18 protein-coding genes and 1 riboswitch are annotated in these 21,785 nt (G+C 31.5%); of the genes, 14 read left to right on the forward strand and 4 right to left on the reverse strand.

Features of this window, described 5'->3' with window-relative positions:
- Positions 1-68 precede the first annotated feature (68 nt).
- The 6 genes from WY13_RS10695 (at position 69) to WY13_RS10720 (ending at position 5,778) form a co-directional block, all read left to right on the forward strand.
- A complete protein-coding gene (locus WY13_RS10695) occupies positions 69-1,298 on the forward strand; it encodes an ammonium transporter (RefSeq protein WP_063555646.1) in 1,230 nt (409 codons plus the stop codon).
- A 128-nt stretch (positions 1,299-1,426) separates the two neighbouring features.
- Positions 1,427-1,801, forward strand: a complete 375-nt coding sequence (locus tag WY13_RS10700; RefSeq protein ID WP_013237087.1) for a P-II family nitrogen regulator — start codon at positions 1,427-1,429, stop codon at positions 1,799-1,801.
- Between the two features lie 390 nt (positions 1,802-2,191).
- Positions 2,192-2,275, forward strand: a riboswitch (cyclic di-GMP riboswitch).
- Positions 2,276-2,338: 63 nt separating this feature from the next.
- Complete coding sequence (locus tag WY13_RS10705; protein ID WP_063555647.1) at positions 2,339-2,713, forward strand: response regulator; 375 nt, start codon at positions 2,339-2,341, stop codon at positions 2,711-2,713.
- Positions 2,706-3,344: a chemotaxis protein CheC gene (locus tag WY13_RS10710; RefSeq protein WP_063555648.1), complete on the forward strand. Its 639-nt coding sequence runs from the start codon at positions 2,706-2,708 to the stop codon at positions 3,342-3,344. The genes WY13_RS10705 and WY13_RS10710 overlap by 8 nt, the downstream gene beginning before the upstream one ends.
- The gene (locus WY13_RS10715) at positions 3,337-4,281 is read left to right on the forward strand and encodes a sensor domain-containing diguanylate cyclase (protein WP_063555649.1); all 945 of its coding nucleotides are present in this window, start codon (positions 3,337-3,339) and stop codon (positions 4,279-4,281) included. The genes WY13_RS10710 and WY13_RS10715 overlap by 8 nt, the downstream gene beginning before the upstream one ends.
- Positions 4,282-4,647: 366 nt before the next feature.
- Complete coding sequence (locus WY13_RS10720; RefSeq protein ID WP_063555650.1) at positions 4,648-5,778, forward strand: THUMP domain-containing class I SAM-dependent RNA methyltransferase; 1,131 nt, start codon at positions 4,648-4,650, stop codon at positions 5,776-5,778.
- A 44-nt stretch (positions 5,779-5,822) separates the two neighbouring features.
- On the opposite strand, the gene WY13_RS10725 is transcribed toward WY13_RS10720, so the two are convergent.
- On the reverse strand, positions 5,823-6,470 hold the full coding sequence (locus tag WY13_RS10725) for a TetR/AcrR family transcriptional regulator (protein WP_431602456.1): 648 nt from the start codon (positions 6,468-6,470) through the stop codon (positions 5,823-5,825).
- Between the two features lie 180 nt (positions 6,471-6,650).
- On the opposite strand from WY13_RS10725, the gene WY13_RS10730 reads away from it, so the two are divergent.
- Together WY13_RS10730 and WY13_RS10735 are read left to right on the forward strand one after the other, a co-directional pair.
- Positions 6,651-7,925: an efflux RND transporter periplasmic adaptor subunit gene (locus WY13_RS10730; protein WP_063555652.1), complete on the forward strand. Its 1,275-nt coding sequence runs from the start codon at positions 6,651-6,653 to the stop codon at positions 7,923-7,925.
- A 13-nt stretch (positions 7,926-7,938) separates the two neighbouring features.
- Positions 7,939-10,995, forward strand: a complete 3,057-nt coding sequence (locus WY13_RS10735; protein WP_063555653.1) for an efflux RND transporter permease subunit — start codon at positions 7,939-7,941, stop codon at positions 10,993-10,995.
- 73 nt (positions 10,996-11,068) lie between these two features.
- Here the strand turns inward: WY13_RS10735 and WY13_RS10740 are convergent, their stop codons facing one another.
- Entirely contained in the window at positions 11,069-12,514 is a 1,446-nt protein-coding gene (locus WY13_RS10740) for a DEAD/DEAH box helicase (protein WP_063555654.1), read from the reverse strand.
- A 446-nt stretch (positions 12,515-12,960) separates the two neighbouring features.
- Between WY13_RS10740 and WY13_RS10745 the strand changes: the two genes are divergently transcribed.
- The 3 genes from WY13_RS10745 (at position 12,961) to WY13_RS10755 (ending at position 16,134) form a co-directional block, all read left to right on the forward strand.
- Entirely contained in the window at positions 12,961-14,241 is a 1,281-nt protein-coding gene (locus WY13_RS10745) for a deoxyguanosinetriphosphate triphosphohydrolase family protein (RefSeq protein ID WP_204377961.1), read from the forward strand.
- A 199-nt stretch (positions 14,242-14,440) separates the two neighbouring features.
- On the forward strand, positions 14,441-15,436 hold the full coding sequence (locus tag WY13_RS10750) for a sodium:calcium antiporter (RefSeq protein ID WP_063555655.1): 996 nt from the start codon (positions 14,441-14,443) through the stop codon (positions 15,434-15,436).
- Positions 15,437-15,705: 269 nt separating this feature from the next.
- Positions 15,706-16,134 (forward strand): Lrp/AsnC family transcriptional regulator, encoded by a 429-nt coding sequence (locus WY13_RS10755; RefSeq protein WP_063555656.1) that lies wholly within the window; start codon positions 15,706-15,708, stop codon positions 16,132-16,134.
- 48 nt (positions 16,135-16,182) lie between these two features.
- Here WY13_RS10755 and WY13_RS10760 read toward each other — a convergent pair whose 3' ends face one another.
- The gene (locus WY13_RS10760) at positions 16,183-17,415 is read right to left on the reverse strand and encodes an NAD(P)-dependent malic enzyme (RefSeq protein ID WP_063555657.1); all 1,233 of its coding nucleotides are present in this window, start codon (positions 17,413-17,415) and stop codon (positions 16,183-16,185) included.
- A 104-nt stretch (positions 17,416-17,519) separates the two neighbouring features.
- Entirely contained in the window at positions 17,520-18,929 is a 1,410-nt protein-coding gene (locus WY13_RS10765; protein WP_063555658.1) for an aspartate ammonia-lyase, read from the reverse strand.
- 294 nt (positions 18,930-19,223) lie between these two features.
- Here WY13_RS10765 and WY13_RS10770 point away from each other — a divergent pair, with 294 nt between their 5' ends.
- Genes WY13_RS10770 through WY13_RS10780 form a run of 3 tightly spaced genes read left to right on the forward strand, consistent with a single transcriptional unit; the run spans position 19,224 to position 21,738 of the window.
- Complete coding sequence (locus tag WY13_RS10770) at positions 19,224-20,549, forward strand: 2-hydroxycarboxylate transporter family protein (protein WP_192845018.1); 1,326 nt, start codon at positions 19,224-19,226, stop codon at positions 20,547-20,549.
- Between the two features lie 30 nt (positions 20,550-20,579).
- The gene (citD, locus tag WY13_RS10775; RefSeq protein ID WP_063555660.1) at positions 20,580-20,843 is read left to right on the forward strand and encodes a citrate lyase acyl carrier protein; all 264 of its coding nucleotides are present in this window, start codon (positions 20,580-20,582) and stop codon (positions 20,841-20,843) included.
- Between the two features lie 22 nt (positions 20,844-20,865).
- Complete coding sequence (locus WY13_RS10780) at positions 20,866-21,738, forward strand: HpcH/HpaI aldolase/citrate lyase family protein (protein ID WP_063555661.1); 873 nt, start codon at positions 20,866-20,868, stop codon at positions 21,736-21,738.
- The last annotated feature ends 47 nt before the right edge of the window (positions 21,739-21,785 follow it).

Raw genomic sequence — 21,785 nt, forward strand, 5'->3', positions numbered from 1 at the left:
CTAAAAATTAGTATTATATATATAAGTTTTGCAAAATCTATAATTATTTTTTAAAAGGAGGTATTTTTATGTACGGAGTAAATGGAGCAGATACGGTTTTCGTACTTATAAGTGCGGCACTAGTAATGATAATGACTCCAGCACTGGCCTTATTTTATGCAGGTATGGTTAGAGGAAAAAACACTTTAAACAGCACTCTTCATAGTTTTTCAGCTTTAGCAGTTATATCTATTCAATGGATACTTATAGGGTATACACTGTGTTTTGGTACAGACATAGGTGGAATTATAGGTGGTTTTAATTTTGCAGGTTTAAAAGGAGTTGGATTTGCACCAAATGCAGCTTACGCAGCTACTATTCCACAGCAGGTATATATGCTATTTCAGCTTATGTTTGCTATAATAACTCCAGCACTTATATCAGGGTCTATTGCAGAAAGAATGAAATTTATACCTTGGGTAGTATTTGTTTTACTTTGGACAACGTTAGTTTACGATCCTATTGCTCACTGGGTATGGGGAACAGGTGGATGGCTTAAAAATCTCGGAGCTTTGGATTTTGCAGGTGGTAATGTAGTTCATATTAGTTCAGGTATTTCCGGACTTGTAGCAGCACTCATGCTTGGGAAAAGGAAGAATGTAGGCAAACCTAGTAACCTGCCGATGACATGCTTAGGAGCTGCCATACTTTGGTTTGGTTGGTATGGATTTAATGCTGGAAGTGCACTTGCTATAAATGATGTAGCAGTAAATGCTTTTATAACTACCAATACTTCTGCAGCAGCTTCAGCAATAAGTTGGAGTATTTGTGAACTTCTCTATAGAAAGAAAGTTACTTCTCTTGGAGTTGCTAGTGGAATAGTTGCAGGTCTTGTAGCTATAACTCCAGCTGCAGGTTTTGTAAGTCCTTTAGCTTCAATACTTATTGGATTAATAGGAGGAGCTATTTGCTACACTACTGTTACTTTTGTAAAATCTAAGTTTGGATATGATGATGCACTTGATGCTTTTGGATGTCATGGTATAGGAGGAATCTGGGGAGGAATTGCTACAGGAATATTTGCATGGAAAGCAATAAACTCTGGTGGTGCGAACGGACTTATACATGGAAATCCTAAATTGGTTTTAATTCAACTTACAGCTGTTGTGGCAAGTGTTGTATATTCTGCAATAGTTACATTTATAATAATTAAAGTAATTAAAGCTGTAAGTGGTATAAGAGTAACTGATAAAGATGAACAAATTGGACTTGATGTTACAGAACACGGTGAAGAAGCTTATGGAGGAATGAATATTTAACAATTGACTATTTTATTGTAAGAAAGGGAACTCTAGTTTAAAATAAGAATTGAATTAGAGAGTTAATTTTCATAAAATATCATAAGCTGTATTATGAAAGCAAATATATGTTTAAAGGAGGTAAAATAATGGGAGACAAACTTACTAAGGTTGATATTATTACTTCTGGCGGAAGATTTGAAGAGCTGAAAAAGGCATTAGGAGATATAGGCATTTCAGGTATGACTGTTACAAATGTTTTAGGGTGTGGAATGCAAAAAGGCCATAAAGAATATTATCGTGGGTTAACTATGGATATTAATTTATTGCCTAAAGTTAAAGTAGAGATAATAGTTTGTGAGGTACCTGTAGAGAAAGTTGTTGAAACTGCTAAAAAAGTTCTCCACACTGGAGAAATGGGCGATGGAAAAATATTTGTATATAATGTAGAAAATGTTATACGAATAAGTACTGGCGACGAAGGCAAAGCCGCCCTTCAATATAACAAAGATGATAAAAGGTAAATATAAACAGAGTTCTTGGCATCAGGTGGAGTTTTGACTCCACCTGATGCTTATTAACAGGCTTCTTAGTGCTTCATCACTTAGAAGGCGTTATCCTTTAGGGAAAATCGTTATCCAGGGACGTAGCTGCTCGCAACGTAAACTTGGAGAAAAGCAGATATCCCAAATCTTTGATTTGGTGATAGTCGCTTTCGCTGTGTGCAAGCAGATATCCCAAATTCTTAGATTTGGTGACAGTCGCTTTCACAGAGTGCGTGGGAGTATTAGAGCAGGTAGTCATCGGATAAACTAAGTAGAGATATAGGGGAATTTAGGAATATATTAGAGTCTAATTAAGATATGGTGTTATTTGACTTTATTTATATTTGATAGTAAAATGAATATAATTTAATAATAGTTGGAAGCAATGAAAAATTTCCGCTATTTGGGCACTTGGAAATTTTAAAGCTAGTAGTGCACCCGGCCAACAATTAATAATGTTTATTAATTGTTGGCTTTATTTTATTTTAAGGTTACTGGGGGGGAATAAAAGTTATTATGTTAAAAATTCTAATTGTCGATGATTCTAACTTTTCTCAAAAGATAATATCTAATTTATTAAAAAGTTTTTTGGATAATGTTGAGTTCTTTTTTGCAAGTGATGGAAGAGAAGGCTTTAGCAAATACAAAGAAATTAAACCGGATTATGTATTTGTAGATTTGTTGATGCCAAATATAAATGGTAAAGAATTGATAAAATTAATAAAAGAATATGATGCTAGTTGTAAAATAATTGTTATTTCTGCAGATGTACAAAAAAACGTAAAAGAAGATATGGAATCATATAACATAATGTATTTTATAAATAAACCGTTTAATCAGGAAAAAGCAAAGTTCATATGTGATAAAATAAGGAATGATAAAAATGAATAGTAATGCTTTTAGATATGATATATTAAGGGAATTATTTAATATTAGTATTGGCAAGGCTGCAAGTATTCTTTCAGAAATAACAAATAAAAAGATTTTGTTAGATGTTCCTAATATAGAAATATTAAATTCTCAGGATGAAAAATTTAAAATAAATGGATATTTACCTAATAAAATAGATGGAACACTAATGGTATCTTCTATTTCTTTTGAAAAAAAGTTAAAAGGAAAAGCAAATTTAATCTTTCCTGCTAAAAAAATGAAAACTTTTATAAATCTTTGCTTAAATGAGGAACAAGAAAATAGTGAATATTATGATATGAATTTTACAGACATAGATTTTGATACTGTTAAAGAAATAGGAAATATAATTTTAAACTGTATCTTAGGAGAGGTTGGAAATTATCTAAATATCAACTTAACATATACTTTGCCGGAAGTAAAAGTATTTAATGTAATAGATTTTAGCAAAGACATTAAAAATGAAAGTTATACGTATACATTGATTTTATACATAACTTTTCTCATAGATGATGTGAAAATAGAGGGTGCTATAATAATAGATTTAACATTAAAATCCTTAAATGAATTGATGAAAAAAATTGATAAAGTAAGGGATGAACTTTATGAATAGAATTTTATTTGATGCTCTGGATAATGTTAATGAAGGAGTAGTAATTTTAAATGAGCAATTTAAAATTTTATTTTGGAATAGTTATATGAAACATATAACTGGAATTGGAACAAAGTATATTATAGGTAAAAGTATTTATGAAGCACTACCGAATTTTAATAGAAATTATTTTAATGAATCTATAAAATCTTTAATGAATAATGAATATAAACTGTTTTTTTCAGCAACTATGCATAAAGATCTAGTTAATGATAATGGAAAATTTAATTTAAAGATAAGTAAATTAGAAGAAGGCAAATCGAGATTTTTATTTTTGGAATTTATTAACGTTACCAATGAATTTGAGAGAGTTAATCAATTAAAATTATATATCAATAAATTATTTCTTTTAAATAAAAAACTAAAGGATAAAGAAAAAGTTATTAGAAATTTGGCTTATTATGATAAACTAACAGGGTTGGGAAACAGGGTGTTATTTTATGAAATTGCAGAGAAAATACTTGACAGTTGCCGTAGAAATAACAATATGTTAGGGCTAATGTTCATAGATGTAGACAATTTTAAAAGTATTAATGATACTTATGGACATACGACTGGTGACAACGTCCTCGTCAAGGTGGCAGATATATTGAAGAAAGCTACGAGAAAAAATGATGTAATTGCTAGATTTGGTGGAGATGAATTTTTAGTATTACTGCCAGATATAAAAAATTTTAATAATTATAAAATAATACATTCTAGGATTATAAATACTAAAAAGAGAATTATAAATTTATGTGGTAATAAAATAAACATATCTCTTAGTACTGGGGTTAGTTTTTATCCTCAGGATGGCAAAAGTATTGATGAGCTTATAATAAAGGCTGATGAGGCAATGTATATTGCAAAAAACGTAGATGGAAATGATAATTGTTTTTGCAGTAAATATATTGTGTAAGATTAGCATTTAAGTTAGGAATTAATGGTTAAGAATGAAGAATTAATAGTTAATGTGGATTTTTTCCGTTACACTACAAAAAATCTTTGATTAAGCTTTACACCACTCGTTTTGCTAAAGCGAAACATTGCTGATTTATATAAATTTAAAGATTTTTTGCGACAGCTAAAAATCATCTTTCACTATTAATTTTTCATTATTAATTCTTAACTTTCTAAGCTTTGCTTCGCAAGTTTTTTATATTAAGTCAAAATTTTATATGTGCCAAAGCTGAGTTTCTATATAAATTAAAACTACATTTGATATAATAACTATAGAACTTGTAAAGAAAAGCTAGATTTATACATATAACTTTAGGAGGATAATATGGACTATACTTTAATTGCCACATCAACTTTTGGACTTGAGTCCGTAGTGGCTAAGGAGCTTAAAAACTTAGGATATGATGACTTAAAATTGGAAAATGGTAAAGTTACTTTTCCTGGAGATGAGATGGATATAGTTACCTGTAACTTGTGGCTTAGAACTGCAGACAGGGTACTTATAAAAATGTCAGAATTTAAAGCTGAAACTTTCGAAGAACTTTTTCAAGGAACACTTGCTGTAGATTGGGGAAGCATAATGCCTGAAAATGCGTTTATGCATGTAACTGGAAAATCTATAAAATCGAAACTACATAGCGTGCCGGATTGCCAGTCAATAGTTAAAAAAGCTGTTGTTGAATCTATGAAAAAAAAGTATAACAGAGAGAAATTTAGTGAAGATGGAGTGGAATATAAAATAGAAGTAGCAATATTAAAGGATATAGTAACTTTAACTGTAGATACTTCCGGCGAAGGACTTCACAAGAGGGGATATAGGAAAAACTCAGGTGGAGCACCTATGAAGGAAACTTTAGCAGCAGCTTTAGTTCTCTTGAGCAAATGGGAGCCTTCTAGAGTACTTGTGGATCCTATGTGTGGTTCTGGAACTATTGCCATTGAAGCTGCTATGATAGGAAAAAATATAGCACCAGGTTTAAATAGGAGCTTTGTGTCAGAAAAGTGGGATATAATTCCTCACAATTTATGGGAGGATTTGAGAAAGCATGCTGCAAACTCTATAAATAATAAAGAGTTTAAAATTTTAGCTTCGGATATAGATGGCTGGGTAATTAAAACTGCAAAGGATAATGCTAAAAAAGCAGGGGTGGCAGAACAAATTGAATTTCAAAAAATTCCTGTGCAAAATTTCAGTTCAAAAAAGAAATATGGTTTTATAATAAGTAATCCACCCTATGGGGAAAGACTTGGAGAGGCAAAAGAAGTGGAGAAACTTTATAGTGATATGGGCAGCGTATTTTCAAAGCTTGAAAATTGGTCTTATTTTATAATAACAGCTCATGAAGGATTTGAAAAACAATTTGGAAAGAAATCAGACAAAAATAGAAAACTATATAACGGCAAATTGAAATGCTACTATTATCAATATTTTGGAGAGAAGCCAAAATGTAATTAACTGCCTAATGTATATAAAATGACTTACATATTTTATTATATAAGTCATTTTTGCTTTATGCCATTTAGTAGTAAATCGCAGTATTTCTCTGTGATTTCATTTATAGATTTTTCATGTTTTTTATATGTGGCATATCCCTTGGAAAATTCCACTTCTGGTATATTGAGTTTTTCCATAATGAAATCTCTGAGAAGTACCATATTTCTAAATATATAAAATATCATAATATTTTTATCTAAATCTTTACGTATCAATTTTTTATCCTGAAATATATCTACTATATCTATAAATTCTTTCCTATTCATTGGTAAGTATGACTTAAATTGTTTGCTTTTACAGGCATGAAAAAGAAAACTGGCATAGTTATAATACATAAAATCAAATTCCAATACATGTAGTACAAGTTTTTTTGACAAAGTTATATCATCTAAATGCTCTTCTTCTGGTTTAAAATTAGTTACATAAGCTAATTGCTTGCTTAAAGTATAGTCAATAAGAAAAATGTATAGGTCTGTTTTATTATTAAAATATCTGTAGAAGCTTCCCTTAGCAACTTTTAAATTAGTTATAATTCTATTTAAGGAAGATGAATCAAAGTCGTGATTTGCAAATTCCTCGATGGATATTTTTATAATTTCTTCCTGCCGCTCTTTGGGTAAATTAAAAAAAGTTTTATTAGGCAAGGTTATCACCCCTAATTTTATAGTTGATGTAATTTAAGTAGTCGGTTTCTAATTGTGTAATTACCTCAATAATAATTATAACATTTATAAGAAAGTTTTCTAGCGTTGACAATAATTAAGCTAAGATGGTATAATTTATTGATTGACCATATGGTCGCGACTTATCATTCTTGTATTAGGAGGTGTATTATGTCAAGCAAAGTTCTTAATGTTATAAGAGAAAAGGTACCTAATGTTGTTGTAAGAAAAAAAGTACCTATTATTTGTTTAGTTGTTGTGATTATTATTGCATTAACAACGTATTTTACAGCTTTTTCAAAGAATAAAGAAAAAGAGCCTACTGCTAGAAGTTATCCGGTAAAAACTGCGGAAATTAAAAGCGGAAGTTTTCCTATGACACTCCAATATGAAGGATTAACAGGAGGCAGTGAAGTTAGAAAATTGTCTTTTAAGAGTTCAGCTAAAATTTCAAAGATATATGTATCAAAAGGTCAGCATGTAAAAAAAGGCGAAAAGTTGGCAGATCTTGATAAAACTGATTTAAATTTTGCAGTACAAGCCGCCAAATCTCAAATGGATACAGCTTCGGCACAATATAGCAAAGCAGTAAATGGAGCACAACAGGAAGATATAAATAAAGCTCAAATAGCTGTACAAAATGCACAGGATAACAATAATTATTATAAAGATTTATATGATAAATATCTTAAATTAAATCAATCGGGAGCTATTTCAAATCAACAGTTAAATGATACAAAACTTCAGGTAGACAGTACTCAAAATGCATTAGATAGTGCCGAGCAAAGTCTGCGGCAGCTCCAAAATGGGTCTAGACCAGAAGACAAACAGGCAGCCTTAGATCAATTAAATACAGCAAAAGCTGACTATGATTCAAAACAAAGTTTAATCAACGATGCTACTATGACTGCAGATATGGATGGTTATGTTGTTGATGTGTTGGGTAAAGAAGGAGAAATGCAGCAGGCAGGCAGCCCTGTAATATTGTTTAGAAGTGAAAATCAGGTTATTACAGTAGGTCTGTCAGATGATGACGTAAAGAAAGTAAAAGTTGGTACAAAGGCGCAGGTAAGTATTGGAGATGATAAATCACAGGGAGAAATTACAAATATAGTCCAATTAGCAGACAGTAAGTCTGGAACATATAGTGCTGAAATTAAACTTTCTAATCCTGTAGATGCCAGTAAATATTATGTAGGTGAAACTTCAACAGTTTATATAGACATGGGTCAAACGGATTCTATATCTATTCCAATTAGTTCAGTTCTAAATGATGGAGAAGATTATGTTTATGTAGTTGAAAATGGACATGCTGTGAAGAAAAATGTAACTTTAGGTGATACTGATGAAGATAAAGTTTCAATAGAAGGTCTAAAAGATGGAGATAAGCTTGTAGTTCAAGGAATGAAAAATCTAAAATCTGGGTATAAAGTTACAGTTAGATAAAGGAGAATATAATATGGGATTAATTAAAGCAGCTATAAAAAATAAAAAAATTGTATTATTTCTAGTGTGCATAATTATAGTTAGTGGCTTTTACTGTTACAGCGGTATTTCAAAGCAGGAAACCCCAGATGTTGAATCTCCAGCAGCTATGATTACTACAGTTTATCCAGGTGCTTCACCTAGCGATATAGAAAAGTTGGTTACTAAAAAGGTTGAACAGAAAGCCGAGGAAGTTGATGGATGTGACTATGTACAATCTTATTCAGAAAGCAATGCGTCAATAGTTATACTTTATTTAAACAATGATGCTGATGAAGATAAATCCTGGAGGGATTTAAGAGATAAGATAAAGGATTTAAAATCAGATCTCCCTAGTGGATGTAACGATAGTGACATTAACACCAATCTTACAGAGACAGCCGGTGCTATAATAAGTATATCAGGTAATAATTATTCATATCAACAGTTGGGAGATTATGCTGATGATATAAAGAAGGAGCTTCGTGATACTGAAGGTGTTTCAAGGATAGATGTAAAAGGTAAACAGGATAGGCAGGTAAATGTACAGGTAGATTGGAATAAGGTAAATAAATACGAAGTATCCGTAAAAGATATATGTACTGTATTAAGTGCACAAAACATAGATATACCATCAGGATCTTTAAACTTGGCTACCGGTAAAATAAAAGTAAATACGCCAGGTATGTTTAGCTCGCTGCATGATATAGAAAATACTGTTATAGGGGTTTCAAGTAGTACAGGTGAAACCATAAGAATTAAGGATATAGCCAAAGTTTATATGGACTATGATAATGATTCAACCTATAAATTTACTGACAATGGACAAAATGCAGTATTACTTGCAGTGTATTTTCAAAAAAATAAAAATATAATTCCAATAGGAAATGACATAAAGAAAAAGTTAGATACAATAAAAAAAGGAGCTCCAAGTGATCTTAAAATAGATGAAGTTACTTTTCAACCTAAAGATGTAAGTGATTCTGTCTCATTTTTTATGAAAAATCTCAGAGATGGAATAATACTTGTAATCATAACTGTTCTTATAGGTATGGGTTTTAGAAATGCAATGGTAGTATCTGCAGTTATACCTATATCAATATGCATGACTTTTGTTATTATGTATGCACTTGGAATAAAAGTTGAACAGATGTCAACTACAGCACTTATTATAGCCCTTGGAATACTTGTTGATGATGCTATAGTAATAGGAGATGTTATACAGGTTGGAATAGACGACGGTATGGGAAGGAATGAAGCGGCCTTCAATGGCATAAAGAAGCTGTTTGTTCCAGTGTTTACCTCTACATTAATTATTGTAGGAGCCTTTTTGCCTCTGCTTTCCATATCTGGAGTAGTTGGCAAATTTTTGAAGAGCTTGCCGCAGGTTGTTGTAATATGCGTAATATGTTCTTACTTATGCGCATTGCTTGTAACTCCAGCTATGTCATCCTTGTTTTTCAGGAAAAGTAAAGAAGACAAACGGGAAAGTCCAATTCGTATGATGTTTGAGAATCTTTTAAAATATGGACTTAAGCATAAAAAAACTATTGTTACAGCAGCTTTAGCTGTTTTTGCAGTAGCATTGATACTAATTAAGACTCTCGGAATGCAGCTTTTCCCTTATGTTGATAAAAATATGATATATGTAGATGTTTCGAATGAAAAAGTTGCGGATATAAAAAGTACCAGCAAGTTGGTGAATCAAATAGAAGGTATACTAAAACAGCAAAAAGAAGTTACAGCTTATACTTCAGCTATAGGTGGTGGTATGCCTAAGTTTTATGTAACACTTCCTACAGTTGCACCTGCTGATGATACAGCTCAAATTATGGTAAAAGTAAATTTAAAGAAGACGAATAGGTTTAAAACCAGGCAGGAGTTAGTAGAATATGTACAGAATCAAATAGATAGTAACATTTCAGGAGGTACGGCTACAGTAAAGCAACTTGAGGAAGCAATGCCTATAGGTGCACCAATACGTCTGAGAATCGATGGAGATGATCTAGATCAGATTCAGAGTGCTTCTCAAAAAATACAGCAGCAGCTAAGAAATATACCTGGGACTATGAATGTAAGAGATGATGCTGCTAAAAAAACTTATGAATATGAAGTAGATATAGATGAAAATAGGGCATCACAGCTTGGTTTATTAAAATCAGATATACTGCAGCAGATTAATATTGCACTTAAAGGATATAAGGCTTCTACTTATAGAAAAAATGGTAATGAATATGATATTATGGTGAAAACAAATATTTCATCTGTAGGAGACTTGAAAAACTTATATATTGAATCAAGTCTTACAAAGAATAAAATACCTTTATATGAAGTTGCATCTGTTAAACTTAATTCAGAGATAGATAAGATAACTCATTATAAAGAAGATAGAACTGTAACTATTTATAGTGATGTTAAAAGTGGATATAATTCAGTTAATATAGAAAAAGAATTAAAGCAAAAAATAGATGCAATGAATTTAGATCCAGTAAAAGTTATATATGATGGTGAAAAGGCTCAGATAAGTAAGTACTTTACAAGTCTTGGTGTAGCAGGTGTACTCATTTTAGTAATAATATATGTACTTTTGTTTATTCAATTTAAATCATTTGTACAACCACTTATAATAATGTGTTCCCTGCCGCTGTCACTCATAGGAGTTTCAATAGGACTCCATGCTTTTGGAATGAATCTGTCACTTACAGCTTTTATGGGCATAATAAGCTTAATTGGAGTTGTTATAAGAAATGCTATACTTCTCATTGAGTATATAAACAATGGTAGAGAAGATGGACTTTCTATAGATGACGCTTGTATGTTTGCTGTAAGCCAAAGATTTAGACCTATAATATTAAGTTCTACGGCAACTGTTACAGCACTTATTCCGTTGGCCTTTTCAGGGAGTGCACTTTTTGGACCTATGTCCGTTGCTATGATGTGTGGACTTTTGACAGCTACATTCCTTACTTTCGTAGTAGTACCTGTAGTTTACTCTATGGTAAATACTAAACTAGAAAAAAGAATTAAGAGCAAAGAAGCCGTTACTGATTAGAATAACAGTAAAAAAGCTTCACTTTACCCCCTATGTTAAAAAGCATAAGGGGTGTTGTCTTTGCTTAGAAGCATTATTTTTGTGCTATTTCTACTCGTACAGATTTACCCTTGATGGTTTTGTGTTTAAGTCCATCCAGAACTATGTGGCCTTTCCCAGCTAGTATATCCACGTAAGAAAAGTTATCCTGAATTTCTATTATGCCAACGTCCTCAGGATTAATACCTTCAATGCTAGATATAGTCCCAGCAATATCCCCTGGCCTTATTTTTTTCTTTTTACCTGCACTTATATATATTTTTGTGATATTTTTATTTAGTTTAGTGGATTTATCTTTTTTTATCTTAGGAGCAGCTTCTAATTTTTCCTTGTATACATCCTTGCCTTTTTCCACTTCTTCTTTTGATGGAATTGTACCTTTTTCAATAGTAAGATTGAAGAATTTTTCTATTTCTTCTAGGAATCTATATTCTTTAGGTGTAACAAAAGTTATGGCAGTTCCACTTTTTCCGGCACGGCCGGTTCTTCCGATTCTATGAATATAACTTTCTTTTTCCATAGGAATATCATAGTTTATGATATGGGTTATATTTTCTACATCTATTCCACGGGCTGCAACATCCGTGCATACAAGAAAAATAAATTCTCCTCGCTTAAATCTTTTCATAACATCAATTCTTTCAGATTGAAGCATTCCTCCGTGAAGGCCACTGCAGGAATGACCTTTACCTTTCATTTGAAGCACAAGGTCTTCTACATTCTTCTTTGTTCTGCAAAATATCATAGAGCTTTCTGGTCTTTGAGTATATATTAGATTATTTAACAAATCGAATTTTTTATATGCCTCTATCTGATAATATATTTGATTGATTCTATTTATTACAGGATTTTCGGCGTCTATTTCTATATTAATAGGATTATTCATATATGCAGCACATAATTTAAGTATTTCCTGGGGAATGGTTGCAGAAAAAAGGAGAGTTACTCTATTTTTAGGCAGTTTGTCTAGAACAGCCTTAACTTGGTCTATAAATCCCATATTTAGCATTTCATCTGCTTCATCTATGATCAAATATTGTATTTTCTTCAGGGAAAGAGTACCTTTTTCTATATGATCTAGTGTTCTTCCTGGTGTTCCAACTATTACGTGAGTTCTTTGTTTAAGTTCTTTTATCTGAGTTGTTATAGGCTCTTTTCCAAAGATTGCAGTACAATTTATTCTCTTAAATCTTCCTATATCGTAGAAATCTTCTTTTATTTGTAGTGCAAGTTCTCTTGTAGGAGCAAGCACTAATACCTGGGGATTTTTTTCTTCAAGTTCTATTTTTTCACAGATTGGTATGGCGAAAGCGGCTGTTTTTCCGCTGCCAGTTTGTGACTTTACTATAATATCTTTATTTTTAAAAATAAGTGGTATTACTTTTTCTTGAACCTGGGATGGATTTTTATATCCCAATTTTTCGATTGATTCTAATATATCCTCGCTTAATGAGAAATCTTTAAACTTTAGTTTATCCATAATCTTTTTACCTCGTATACTTTTATATTAACAACACTTATCATACTATTATGTACTTGTAATGTATAGGGGACTTAATGAAATTTCAATTTACAGTTTAAAAATAGTGCGAAGCAATATTTTTGAGAGGACAGAGGACAATTGACAGAGGACAGTGAAGGAGGATTTTTCTCCGCTATGCTACGAAAAATCTTGAATTTAAGAGAAATTCATGTTCTTTTGTTTTTCATGGGTACTCTTTTAATAAGTAATTATCTGAAAAATTATAGATTTTAGATACCTACTTAAGCTTGTTTTGCTTTAGCAAAACAAGCTTAAAAATAAATTAGTTTTCTGACGTAAGGAGGAAAACTCACTTTCATTGTCCTCTGTCCTCTGTCAATTGTCAACTAAATTACTTCACAATTTACTTAAACTGTGAAAGTTGAGTTAATTAAATTCATTCATTGTATATTTTAAATTATGATATAATATTTACACGATACAAGTTGCAAAAAGGAAGGTCGAAAAGTGGAGAAAAAAAATTTTTAGATGTTGCTACTACAGAGAATAGCGAAAAATGGAAACAAAGTATTTCTAGAGAAAACAAATTGTATGAAAGAAACCATGAGCTCCGAAGCGAATTTTCAAGAGACTATAATAGAATATTGCATTCTACTTCATACAGGAGACTAAAACATAAAACTCAAGTATTTTTTGCAACAGATAATGACCATATATGCACAAGAATCGAACATGTAAACCATGTCTCTGCTGTGAGCTATACTATTGCCAATTATTTGGGGTTAAATACACAGCTTACTACAGCCATTGCTATTGGACATGATTTAGGACATACTCCTTTTGGACATGAAGGTGAAAAAATATTAGGAGACTTTTCTAAAGTACAATTAGACAATGAATTCTGGCACGAAAAAAATAGTTTAAGGTTTGTAGATAAAATAGAAACTTTGCCAAATCCTGCGGGAAAACAAAGCAATCTTGATTTAACCTACGCTGTAAGAGATGGAATTGTATGTCACTGTGGAGAAGTAAGGGCAGAGGCAATTTTTCCAAGAGATAAGATTTTAGATTTAAACGACATACAAAAAACATCACAAATATCCTCATATACTTGGGAAGGTTGTGTTGTCAAAATAGCAGATAAAATATCCTATCTGGGACGGGATATAGAAGATGCTTTTAAACTTGGAATATTGAAGAGAAGTCAATTAAAAGAACTATATAATATAACAAAAGATACTGTTGGTATACACAGTGTAAGAGAAATAAATAATACGGTGCTTATGCATAATTTTATTGTAGATCTATGTCAAAATAGCAGCCCAGATAATGGCATTGTATTGTCAAGCAAATATTTGAATTTTATTGATCTGGTAAAAGAATTTAATTATGAAAATATTTATAATCATGAAAGGCTTAATAATTTTAAAAGTTATGTAAAATTAGTTTTAGATACGATATTGAATACTTTAATGGATTGTTATGATGGTGAAAAAACTTTAGACAAAATTAAAGACTTTAAAAGGATATATCCTTTGCTGCATGAGGGGTTTTCTGGATGGTTAAAAAAATATTGTATTCAATTTAAAGGAAGATGGAGAGATAATGAAAAAATTTATGATTTAAAGAATTATCGTGATTATATCCAGGCTATCATAGATTATACATCCGGTATGACGGACAACTTTGCCATAAGAGTTTTTAATGAAATGTTGAGATTTTAATTGACAATATAAAGTTATGTGAGTAAAATATAATAAATTGATATATTGTCAAGAGGGAGTAGTTTGAAAGATAATGTCAACATATTGGTTTAAAAAACCTGGCATTATCCACAAGTATGTGTAACGAGACTTTTGGTGTATTTAGTTTAATACACCAGGAGTCTTTTTTTATTTTTTACTTTAAGAGGAGGCGTTTAAAATGATTTTATCTGGTATTACCATGGTTTTGTCAGCTCTTTTAATTTATTTTAGCTGCGAATTTTTTGTTAATAGTATTGAATGGGTGGGCAAGGCTTTTAATATATCCAAAAATGCAGTAGGAACTGTACTTGCAGCCTTTGGTACTGCTTTACCTGAAAGTATTGTGACCTTAATTGCAGTAGTATTTGGAGCAAATTCAAGCCAAAAGGATATAGGAGTTGGCTCAGCTTTGGGAGGCCCTCTTGTACTGAGTACTATTGCTTATGCAGTGGTTGGGATAAGCATAATTATGTTTAGTAGCAAGAGAAAAATAGGAAAGCATATTAAAATTAATGCAAGAAAGTTGGGAAGAGACCAAATTTGGTTTATGTGTATTTTTGCGTTTAAAGTGGCATTGGGATTTGTAGCTTTTTCTATAAAGCACTGGTTGGGTTTCTTATTCTTGGCTGTTTATGTACTTTATTCTTATGGGGAATTAAAGGCAGATGCGGAAGAAACTGAAGAAAAACTTGAACCTTTAAAGATTAGTCCTAAAAATACGCATCCTACAAAAATTATGATTTTAGGTCAAACCATAGTATCTCTAGTATTTATTTTTGCAGGTTCTCAGATATTCGTACACAATTTAGGCTCACTAAGCAGCTTCCTTGGAGTACCACCGCATATAATAGCATTGATACTCAGTCCTGTGGCAACAGAACTCCCGGAGACACTAAATGCAGTTATATGGGTAAGGCAGGGAAAGGAAAATTTAGCACTTGCGAACATCAGTGGATCTATGATGATTCAAGCTACTGTGCCAAGTGCACTTGGAATTATTTTTACACCATGGATGTTTGATAAAAGTCTGGCTCTTTCAGCTTTTATAACTTTTATAGCAATTTTATTTTTATGGATAACTTTAAGAAAAAATCATTTATCAGCTTGGAGGTTATCGTTTAATGCTTTACTATATGTTGTTTTCATAGTTGGAATATTATTTATCAAAGGTTGAATATAGACTATTTCGTTTTTTAAAATTGGCAAATTAAACATTAAGTTAAAAAAATTAATTGGGAGAATTAAAAAGTTTATTTTAAAAGTTATTGAGGATAATTTATTGACATATAGTATATTTAAACTATAATAAAAATGTACTACACTTGGATAAGTGGTAACATTTTTATGGAATAAATTTACATATAAATGTTTACATTTATCCATGAAAGATATTTAGAATGAAATTGTTTTCGTCTCATTTTTTACATTATGGAGGAATAGAAAATGGACATGATTGATCGCCAAATTGTAAAGTGCCTGCAGAAAAATGGTAGGATTTCAATAAAAAAATTGTCGGAAATAGTTTGTCTAACTCCTCCTGCGGTTGCAGAACGTATAAGAAAGCTTGAAGAAGCAGATGTTATTATGGGATATAGAGCTGTTATTAATCCACAGAAGATTGGAATGAATATAGAAGCTCTTATAAATATTACATTAAAAGCAGGTAAACGAAAAGAATTTATTGATTTTGTAAGAAAAAGTAAGTGTATAGTGAAGTGTTACCATGTTACAGGAGGTTTTTCCATGACTGTTAAAGTAATAGTGAAAGAGACGTCCGAGTTAGAAACATTAGTAGGTAAAATTCAGCAGTATGGTAATACACAAACTCTTATTATTCTTTCTACCATTATTGAATATAAAGGAATTGTATAGATAATATTTTTAAAGTCTGGAAAAAAACCAGACTTTAAATTTTCGTGTTTATTGTGCTTGTACAAGCTTTTTAGTATGTTCTTCTACCATTTCAGGAGTGATGTCAGTTCTTCTTGCAACTCCACTTTCTATGGCAGCCTTTGCTACATAGTAAGCTACTTTTGGTGCTATCCTTGAGTCGAAGGCATCTGGTATAACATAATCCTCATTAAGTTCTTTTTCAGTTATTATGTCTGCTATAGCACATGCAGCAGCTATTTTCATTTCCTCATTTATTTTTGATGCCCTTACATCAAGTGCGCCTCTAAATATTCCAGGGAATGCAAGAACATTATTTATTTGATTTGGAAAATCTGATCTCCCTGTACCAACTACTCTAGCACCTGCAGCTTTTGCTTCATCAGGGTAGATTTCAGGCTTAGGATTGGCCATAGCGAAAATGAGAGAATCTTTAGCCATTGTTTTTATCATTTCAGGAGTAATTACTCCAGGAGCAGATACACCTATGAATACATCAGCTTCTTTTAGTACATCTTTAAGTGCACCTTTTATCATACTAGGATTTGTAACTTCTGCTAAGTCTTTTTTTGCAGCACTTAAATTTTCTCTATCTTTTGATATGGCACCTTTTCTATCGCATACAATAATGTTTTTAACTCCTCTACTTACAAGTAGTTTTGCAATTGCTGTACCTGCAGCTCCTGCACCATTTATTATTACTTTTAGGTCTTCAAATTTTTTGTTTACTATTTTAAGCGCATTTATCATAGCAGCTAAAGTTACTACTGCTGTTCCATGCTGGTCATCATGAAAAACTGGTATATTGCAGACCTTTTTTAATTTATCTTCTATTTCAAAGCACTCAGGTGCTTTTATATCTTCTAGGTTTATTCCTCCAAATGTGGATTCTATTAATTTTACTGTTTCTACAATCTTGTCAGGATCTTTGCTGTCAACACAAATAGGAAAAGCATCTACTCCTGCAAAAGTTTTAAATAGAATAGATTTACCTTCCATTACAGGTAAACCAGCTGCAGCACCTATATCTCCAAGTCCCAAAACTGCACTGCCATTAGTTACTACTGCTACATAATTTCCCTTAGAAGTGTAATCGTATAAGGCATTATAGTCCTTGTTGATTTCAAGACATGGTTCAGCAACACCCGGAGTATATGCTAGGCCTAGATCTTCTCTTGTTTTAACAGATACTTTACTTTTAAGTGCTATTTTACCTTCATGTTCTTTATGAAATTTTAATGCTTCTTCCTTTAAATTGTTCATATGTAAACCTCCTTGTATGATAAAAATATTTCCAGTAACCAAAATAACTAATGAAGAACAGGTTACTGGAAATTATATTACGTTATAGGTTTTCTAAACCTATATTAAGCAAATTCATATTTTTTTAATTCCCTAGGTTCAGTCATACTTATAGGATCTAGTATACGATCTAATTCAGATTCTTTTAAAATACCATTTTGAAGTATGATCTCTTTTACTGGTTTTCCTGTTTTTATAGCACTTTTTGCAATTGAGGCAGCCTTTTCGTATCCAACATAAGGTGTAATGGCAGTAACTATGCCAACGCTATTATCCACTAACTTCTTACATCTATTTGTATTTGCTGTTATACCTGAAATACAATTTTCTGTAAAAGTTTTTACACCGTTAGTAAGGGTTTCTATGGATTCAAATAGGTTGAAGAATATAACTGGTTCAAAGGCATTTAATTCCAGCTGACCAGCTTCAGCAGCCATTGTTATTGTAACATCATTTCCTATAATATTAAAGGCCACTTGAGTCATTACTTCTGGAATTACAGGATTAACTTTTCCCGGCATTATGGAGGATCCGTTTTGCTTTGGTGGAAGATTTATTTCTTCTAAACCTGTTCTTGGACCTGATGACATAAGTCTTAAATCATTTGCCATTTTGGATAAATTAACGGCACAGGTTTTTATAGCGCCAGATACTGACACAAAGCCATCTAAATTTTGTGTAGCATCTATCAAATCATCAGCTTGTTCTAATTGTATACCAATAATATCACTGAGTACAGGTACTACTGTATTCATATATCTATTATCTGCGTTTATTCCAGTACCTATTGCAGTACCACCTAAATTTAATACTTCCAATTCTTTTTTTGCGGCTTCAAGTCTTGAAATATCTCGTTTTATAACAGAACTATAAGCCTTAAATTCTTGTCCTAATCTAATGGGAACAGCATCTTGAAGCTGAGTTCTTCCCATTTTTATAATATTATTAAATTCTTTTGCTTTTATTTCTAATTTTATATCTAAATTATTTAGTTGTTCTATAGCTTTTAAAAGAAGTTTTAAAGCAGTTATTTTTCCTGCAGTTGGGAAGACATCATTTGTAGATTGTCCCATATTAACGTGATCATTAGGATGTACAATTGAGTAGTCTCCTTTTTTCCCGCCTAAAATCTGAATAGCTTCATTTGCAATTACTTCATTTGCATTCATGTTTGCAGAGGTACCAGCTCCACCTTGGATAGGGTCTAGTATGAATTGATCTTGCAAATTACCTCCGAGTATTTTATCACTAGCCTCAATTATTGCTTTTTCAATGTTTTCATTTAAAAGTCCTGCTTTATAATTAGCTATAGCTGCTGCTTTTTTTATTTGAACAAGGCTTTTTACAAGCTCTGTATTTAATTTATATCCTGTTATATTAAAATTTTCAGCTGCTCTCAATGTTTGAACTCCATAATAAGCCTTTGTAGGTACTTCCTTTGAACCGATGGAATCACTTTCAATTCTAAAATCCATAAATATTCCCCACCTTTATTTTTAAATTTATAAATTGTAAATGCTTTTTACTTTAATTTAATAATAACCTGTTAATTTAAAACAGTAAACAAAATCAAGAAAACTCCGTAATAATGAAAATAAATCACTATATTTAGTTTATAAAAATTAGAAAAACATAGGGGCAACTTAAAAAATTAAGGTGGGTAAATAGTCTAATAACTTTAATTACTTAATTATTATAAAACTTTAATAAACTATTTAAGTCGTGAAATCGTTTTTATAATTATACTTGTAGAAAACAAAATTTAAGGAGTGATTGATTTGCAAAATATAGTTAATTCTAAAAATGATGAAAACGTTTTTTCAAAACTATTAAAATCAAAATTAGGTGTTTTTTCTATACCATTATACATTGTAATTGCAATTATAGTTTATTTAGCATGTGTATATAATAAATTACCTAATGATATGATAGGTGGTTTTGCAGTATTAATGACAATGGGAATATTTCTTGGAGCTATAGGGTCAAAGCTCCCTGTACTGAAAAACATAGGAGGTCCGGCAATTTTTACAATATTTATTCCTTCTGCAATGGTTTATTATAAATTGATAAATCCATCAGCAATTAAAGCAATGACTACTCTTATGAAAAGTTCAAATTTTTTGTACCTGTATATATCATGCCTAATTACAGGAAGTATCCTTGGAATGAATAGAAAAGTAATGATAAAAGGATTTGTAAGAATGTTTGTTCCGCTCATAGTAGGAACAATAGGTTCTATATTATTTGGATTACTTATTGCAGTTATATTCGGATTTAAAGCACAAAAAGCATTCTTTTATGTAATTTGCCCAATATTATCAGGAGGACTTGGAGAAGGGGTACTTCCTCTTTCAATGGGATATGCAGATGTTCTTCATGAGTCCCAGAGTGCATTTATTGCACAACTTGTACCAGCAGCTATGATAGGAAATGTAGTTGCAATAATAATATCCGGTATATTGAAACATTTGGCTGAAAAGAAACCACATCTTACAGGTAACGGACTTTTAGTAAAAACAGGTGATGATAAAGAAATATTAGAAGCTATGAATACTGAAAAAACTGTAGATTTTAATTTAATGGGTGGAGGATTGTTAGTTGCTTGTACTTTCTTTGTATTTGGAGCATTAGCAAGCAAATTCATTGGTATTCCAGGACCTGTAATCATGATTTTTATGGCGGCAATTGTTAAATACTTAAAGCTTCTTCCAAAAGAAATTGAAACAGGAGCTTATCATATGTATAGTTTTACAAGTAAAAGCCTTACGTGGCCGCTGCTTGTTGGAGTTGGAGTAGTTTATACACCGTGGAAAGATGTAATAGCTGTAGTTTCACCTATATATATTCTAATTTGTGCAGCAGCAGTTATAGCAATGGTTACTTCAGGATTCTTCATAGGTAAAATATTAAACATGTATCCTATTGAATCAGCTTTAGTAACTGCTTGTCATAGTGGATTGGGAGGAACTGGTGATGTAGCTATACTTTCCTCTGCAAACAGAATAGAATTAATGCCTTTTTCACAAATATCTACTAGACTTGGTGGAGCAACAATGGTAGTTATAGCTACTATGCTTTTGAAAATGTTATCTTAGAAATTTTAAATGAAATAGGGAGGCATATATATGAAGATCAATAAAATAGCTAAAGCAGGTACACTTGAATCTAATGATATTTTAATAATGGTTGTGCCAAATGAATCATGTGGAATAAAAATTGAAATTGATAGTGTTGTAATGAAGCAGTTTGGTAAACAAATAGAAAGTGTCATTATAGATCAAATTAAAAAAATGAATATTGAGGATATAGAAATTAAAGCTCAGGATAAGGGAGCATTAGATTATACTATAAGAGCTAGAGTTCAAACAGCTATAGAAAGGGCATTATAACAATTGAAAAGAGGTAATATAAATGAAGGGATTAAGGAGAACAATGCTTTTTATGCCCGGTAACAATCCGGGAATGCTCCAGAATGCACCAATACTTGGAGCTGATTCTGTAATACTTGATTTAGAAGATGCAGTTAGTCTTACCGAAAAGGATAGTGCCAGAGCACTAGTAAAAAATGCAATTAGTTCATTGGACTATTCTAAAGTAGAATTGGTAGTTAGAGTAAATCCACTGGATACAGAATATGGTCTAAAGGATATAAAAGCTATTGCAAGTGTAAAACCAGATGTACTTATGATACCTAAAGCCACAGAAAAACAACTTGAAGATATAGATAATATGCTTTGTGAAATAGAAGAACATAGTAATTTTGAAAAAGGAAATATAAAGTTATTTCCAATAATTGAAACTGCATATGCCCTGGAAAATGTATATAGAATAATAAATTCTTCGAAAAGGGTTGCAGGAGTTCTTTTGGGAGCAGAAGATTTAACTTCAGATTTCGGTATAAAAAGAACTAAGGAAGGAGAAGAAATTTTTTATGCTAGGAATAGAGTTTCTACTGCTTGTAGGGCAGCAAGAGTTGACGCAATTGACACACCGTTCACAGATACAAATGATTATGAGGGGCTAAAGAAAGATACAAGTAAAGCAAAGAGTCTAGGCTTTACAGGCAAAGCATCTATTAACCCTAGGCAAATAGATACTATACATGATGTTTTTTCTCCAACAGAAGCAGAAGTGAAGCATGCTCTTAGAGTATTAAAAGCAAGAGATGAAGCAAAAGAAAAAGGACTTGGAGTATTTTCACTGGATGGTAAGATGGTAGACGCTCCAGTTATTAATAGGGCAGTTACTACGTCAAAATTAGCTAAGGTTTTAGGATTGATATAATAAAGAACTTTGTTTATATGAAAATTTAGAGATAATTATGTTGAGAA

It is taken from the genome of Clostridium ljungdahlii (assembly GCF_001636845.1).
Taxonomy (GTDB): Bacteria; Bacillota; Clostridia; order Clostridiales; family Clostridiaceae; genus Clostridium_B; species Clostridium_B ljungdahlii_A.

Bases quoted from the DNA above. Each gene is read 5' to 3' on its own strand.
- citD (WP_063555660.1), top strand. From the start codon at position 20,580: ATGAAGATCAATAAAATAGCTAAAGCAGGTACACTTGAATCTAATGAT.
- WY13_RS10720 (WP_063555650.1), top strand. From the start codon at position 4,648: ATGGACTATACTTTAATTGCCACATCAACTTTTGGACTTGAGTCCGTA.
- WY13_RS10750 (WP_063555655.1), top strand. From the start codon at position 14,441: ATGATTTTATCTGGTATTACCATGGTTTTGTCAGCTCTTTTAATTTAT.
- WY13_RS10755 (WP_063555656.1), top strand. From the start codon at position 15,706: ATGGACATGATTGATCGCCAAATTGTAAAGTGCCTGCAGAAAAATGGT.
- WY13_RS10780 (WP_063555661.1), top strand. From the start codon at position 20,866: ATGAAGGGATTAAGGAGAACAATGCTTTTTATGCCCGGTAACAATCCG.
- WY13_RS10765 (WP_063555658.1), bottom strand. From the start codon at position 18,929: ATGGATTTTAGAATTGAAAGTGATTCCATCGGTTCAAAGGAAGTACCT.
- WY13_RS10705 (WP_063555647.1), top strand. From the start codon at position 2,339: ATGTTAAAAATTCTAATTGTCGATGATTCTAACTTTTCTCAAAAGATA.
- WY13_RS10700 (WP_013237087.1), top strand. From the start codon at position 1,427: ATGGGAGACAAACTTACTAAGGTTGATATTATTACTTCTGGCGGAAGA.
- WY13_RS10715 (WP_063555649.1), top strand. From the start codon at position 3,337: ATGAATAGAATTTTATTTGATGCTCTGGATAATGTTAATGAAGGAGTA.
- WY13_RS10710 (WP_063555648.1), top strand. From the start codon at position 2,706: ATGAATAGTAATGCTTTTAGATATGATATATTAAGGGAATTATTTAAT.
- WY13_RS10740 (WP_063555654.1), bottom strand. From the start codon at position 12,514: ATGGATAAACTAAAGTTTAAAGATTTCTCATTAAGCGAGGATATATTA.
- WY13_RS10695 (WP_063555646.1), top strand. From the start codon at position 69: ATGTACGGAGTAAATGGAGCAGATACGGTTTTCGTACTTATAAGTGCG.
- WY13_RS10735 (WP_063555653.1), top strand. From the start codon at position 7,939: ATGGGATTAATTAAAGCAGCTATAAAAAATAAAAAAATTGTATTATTT.
- WY13_RS10760 (WP_063555657.1), bottom strand. From the start codon at position 17,415: ATGAACAATTTAAAGGAAGAAGCATTAAAATTTCATAAAGAACATGAA.
- WY13_RS10730 (WP_063555652.1), top strand. From the start codon at position 6,651: ATGTCAAGCAAAGTTCTTAATGTTATAAGAGAAAAGGTACCTAATGTT.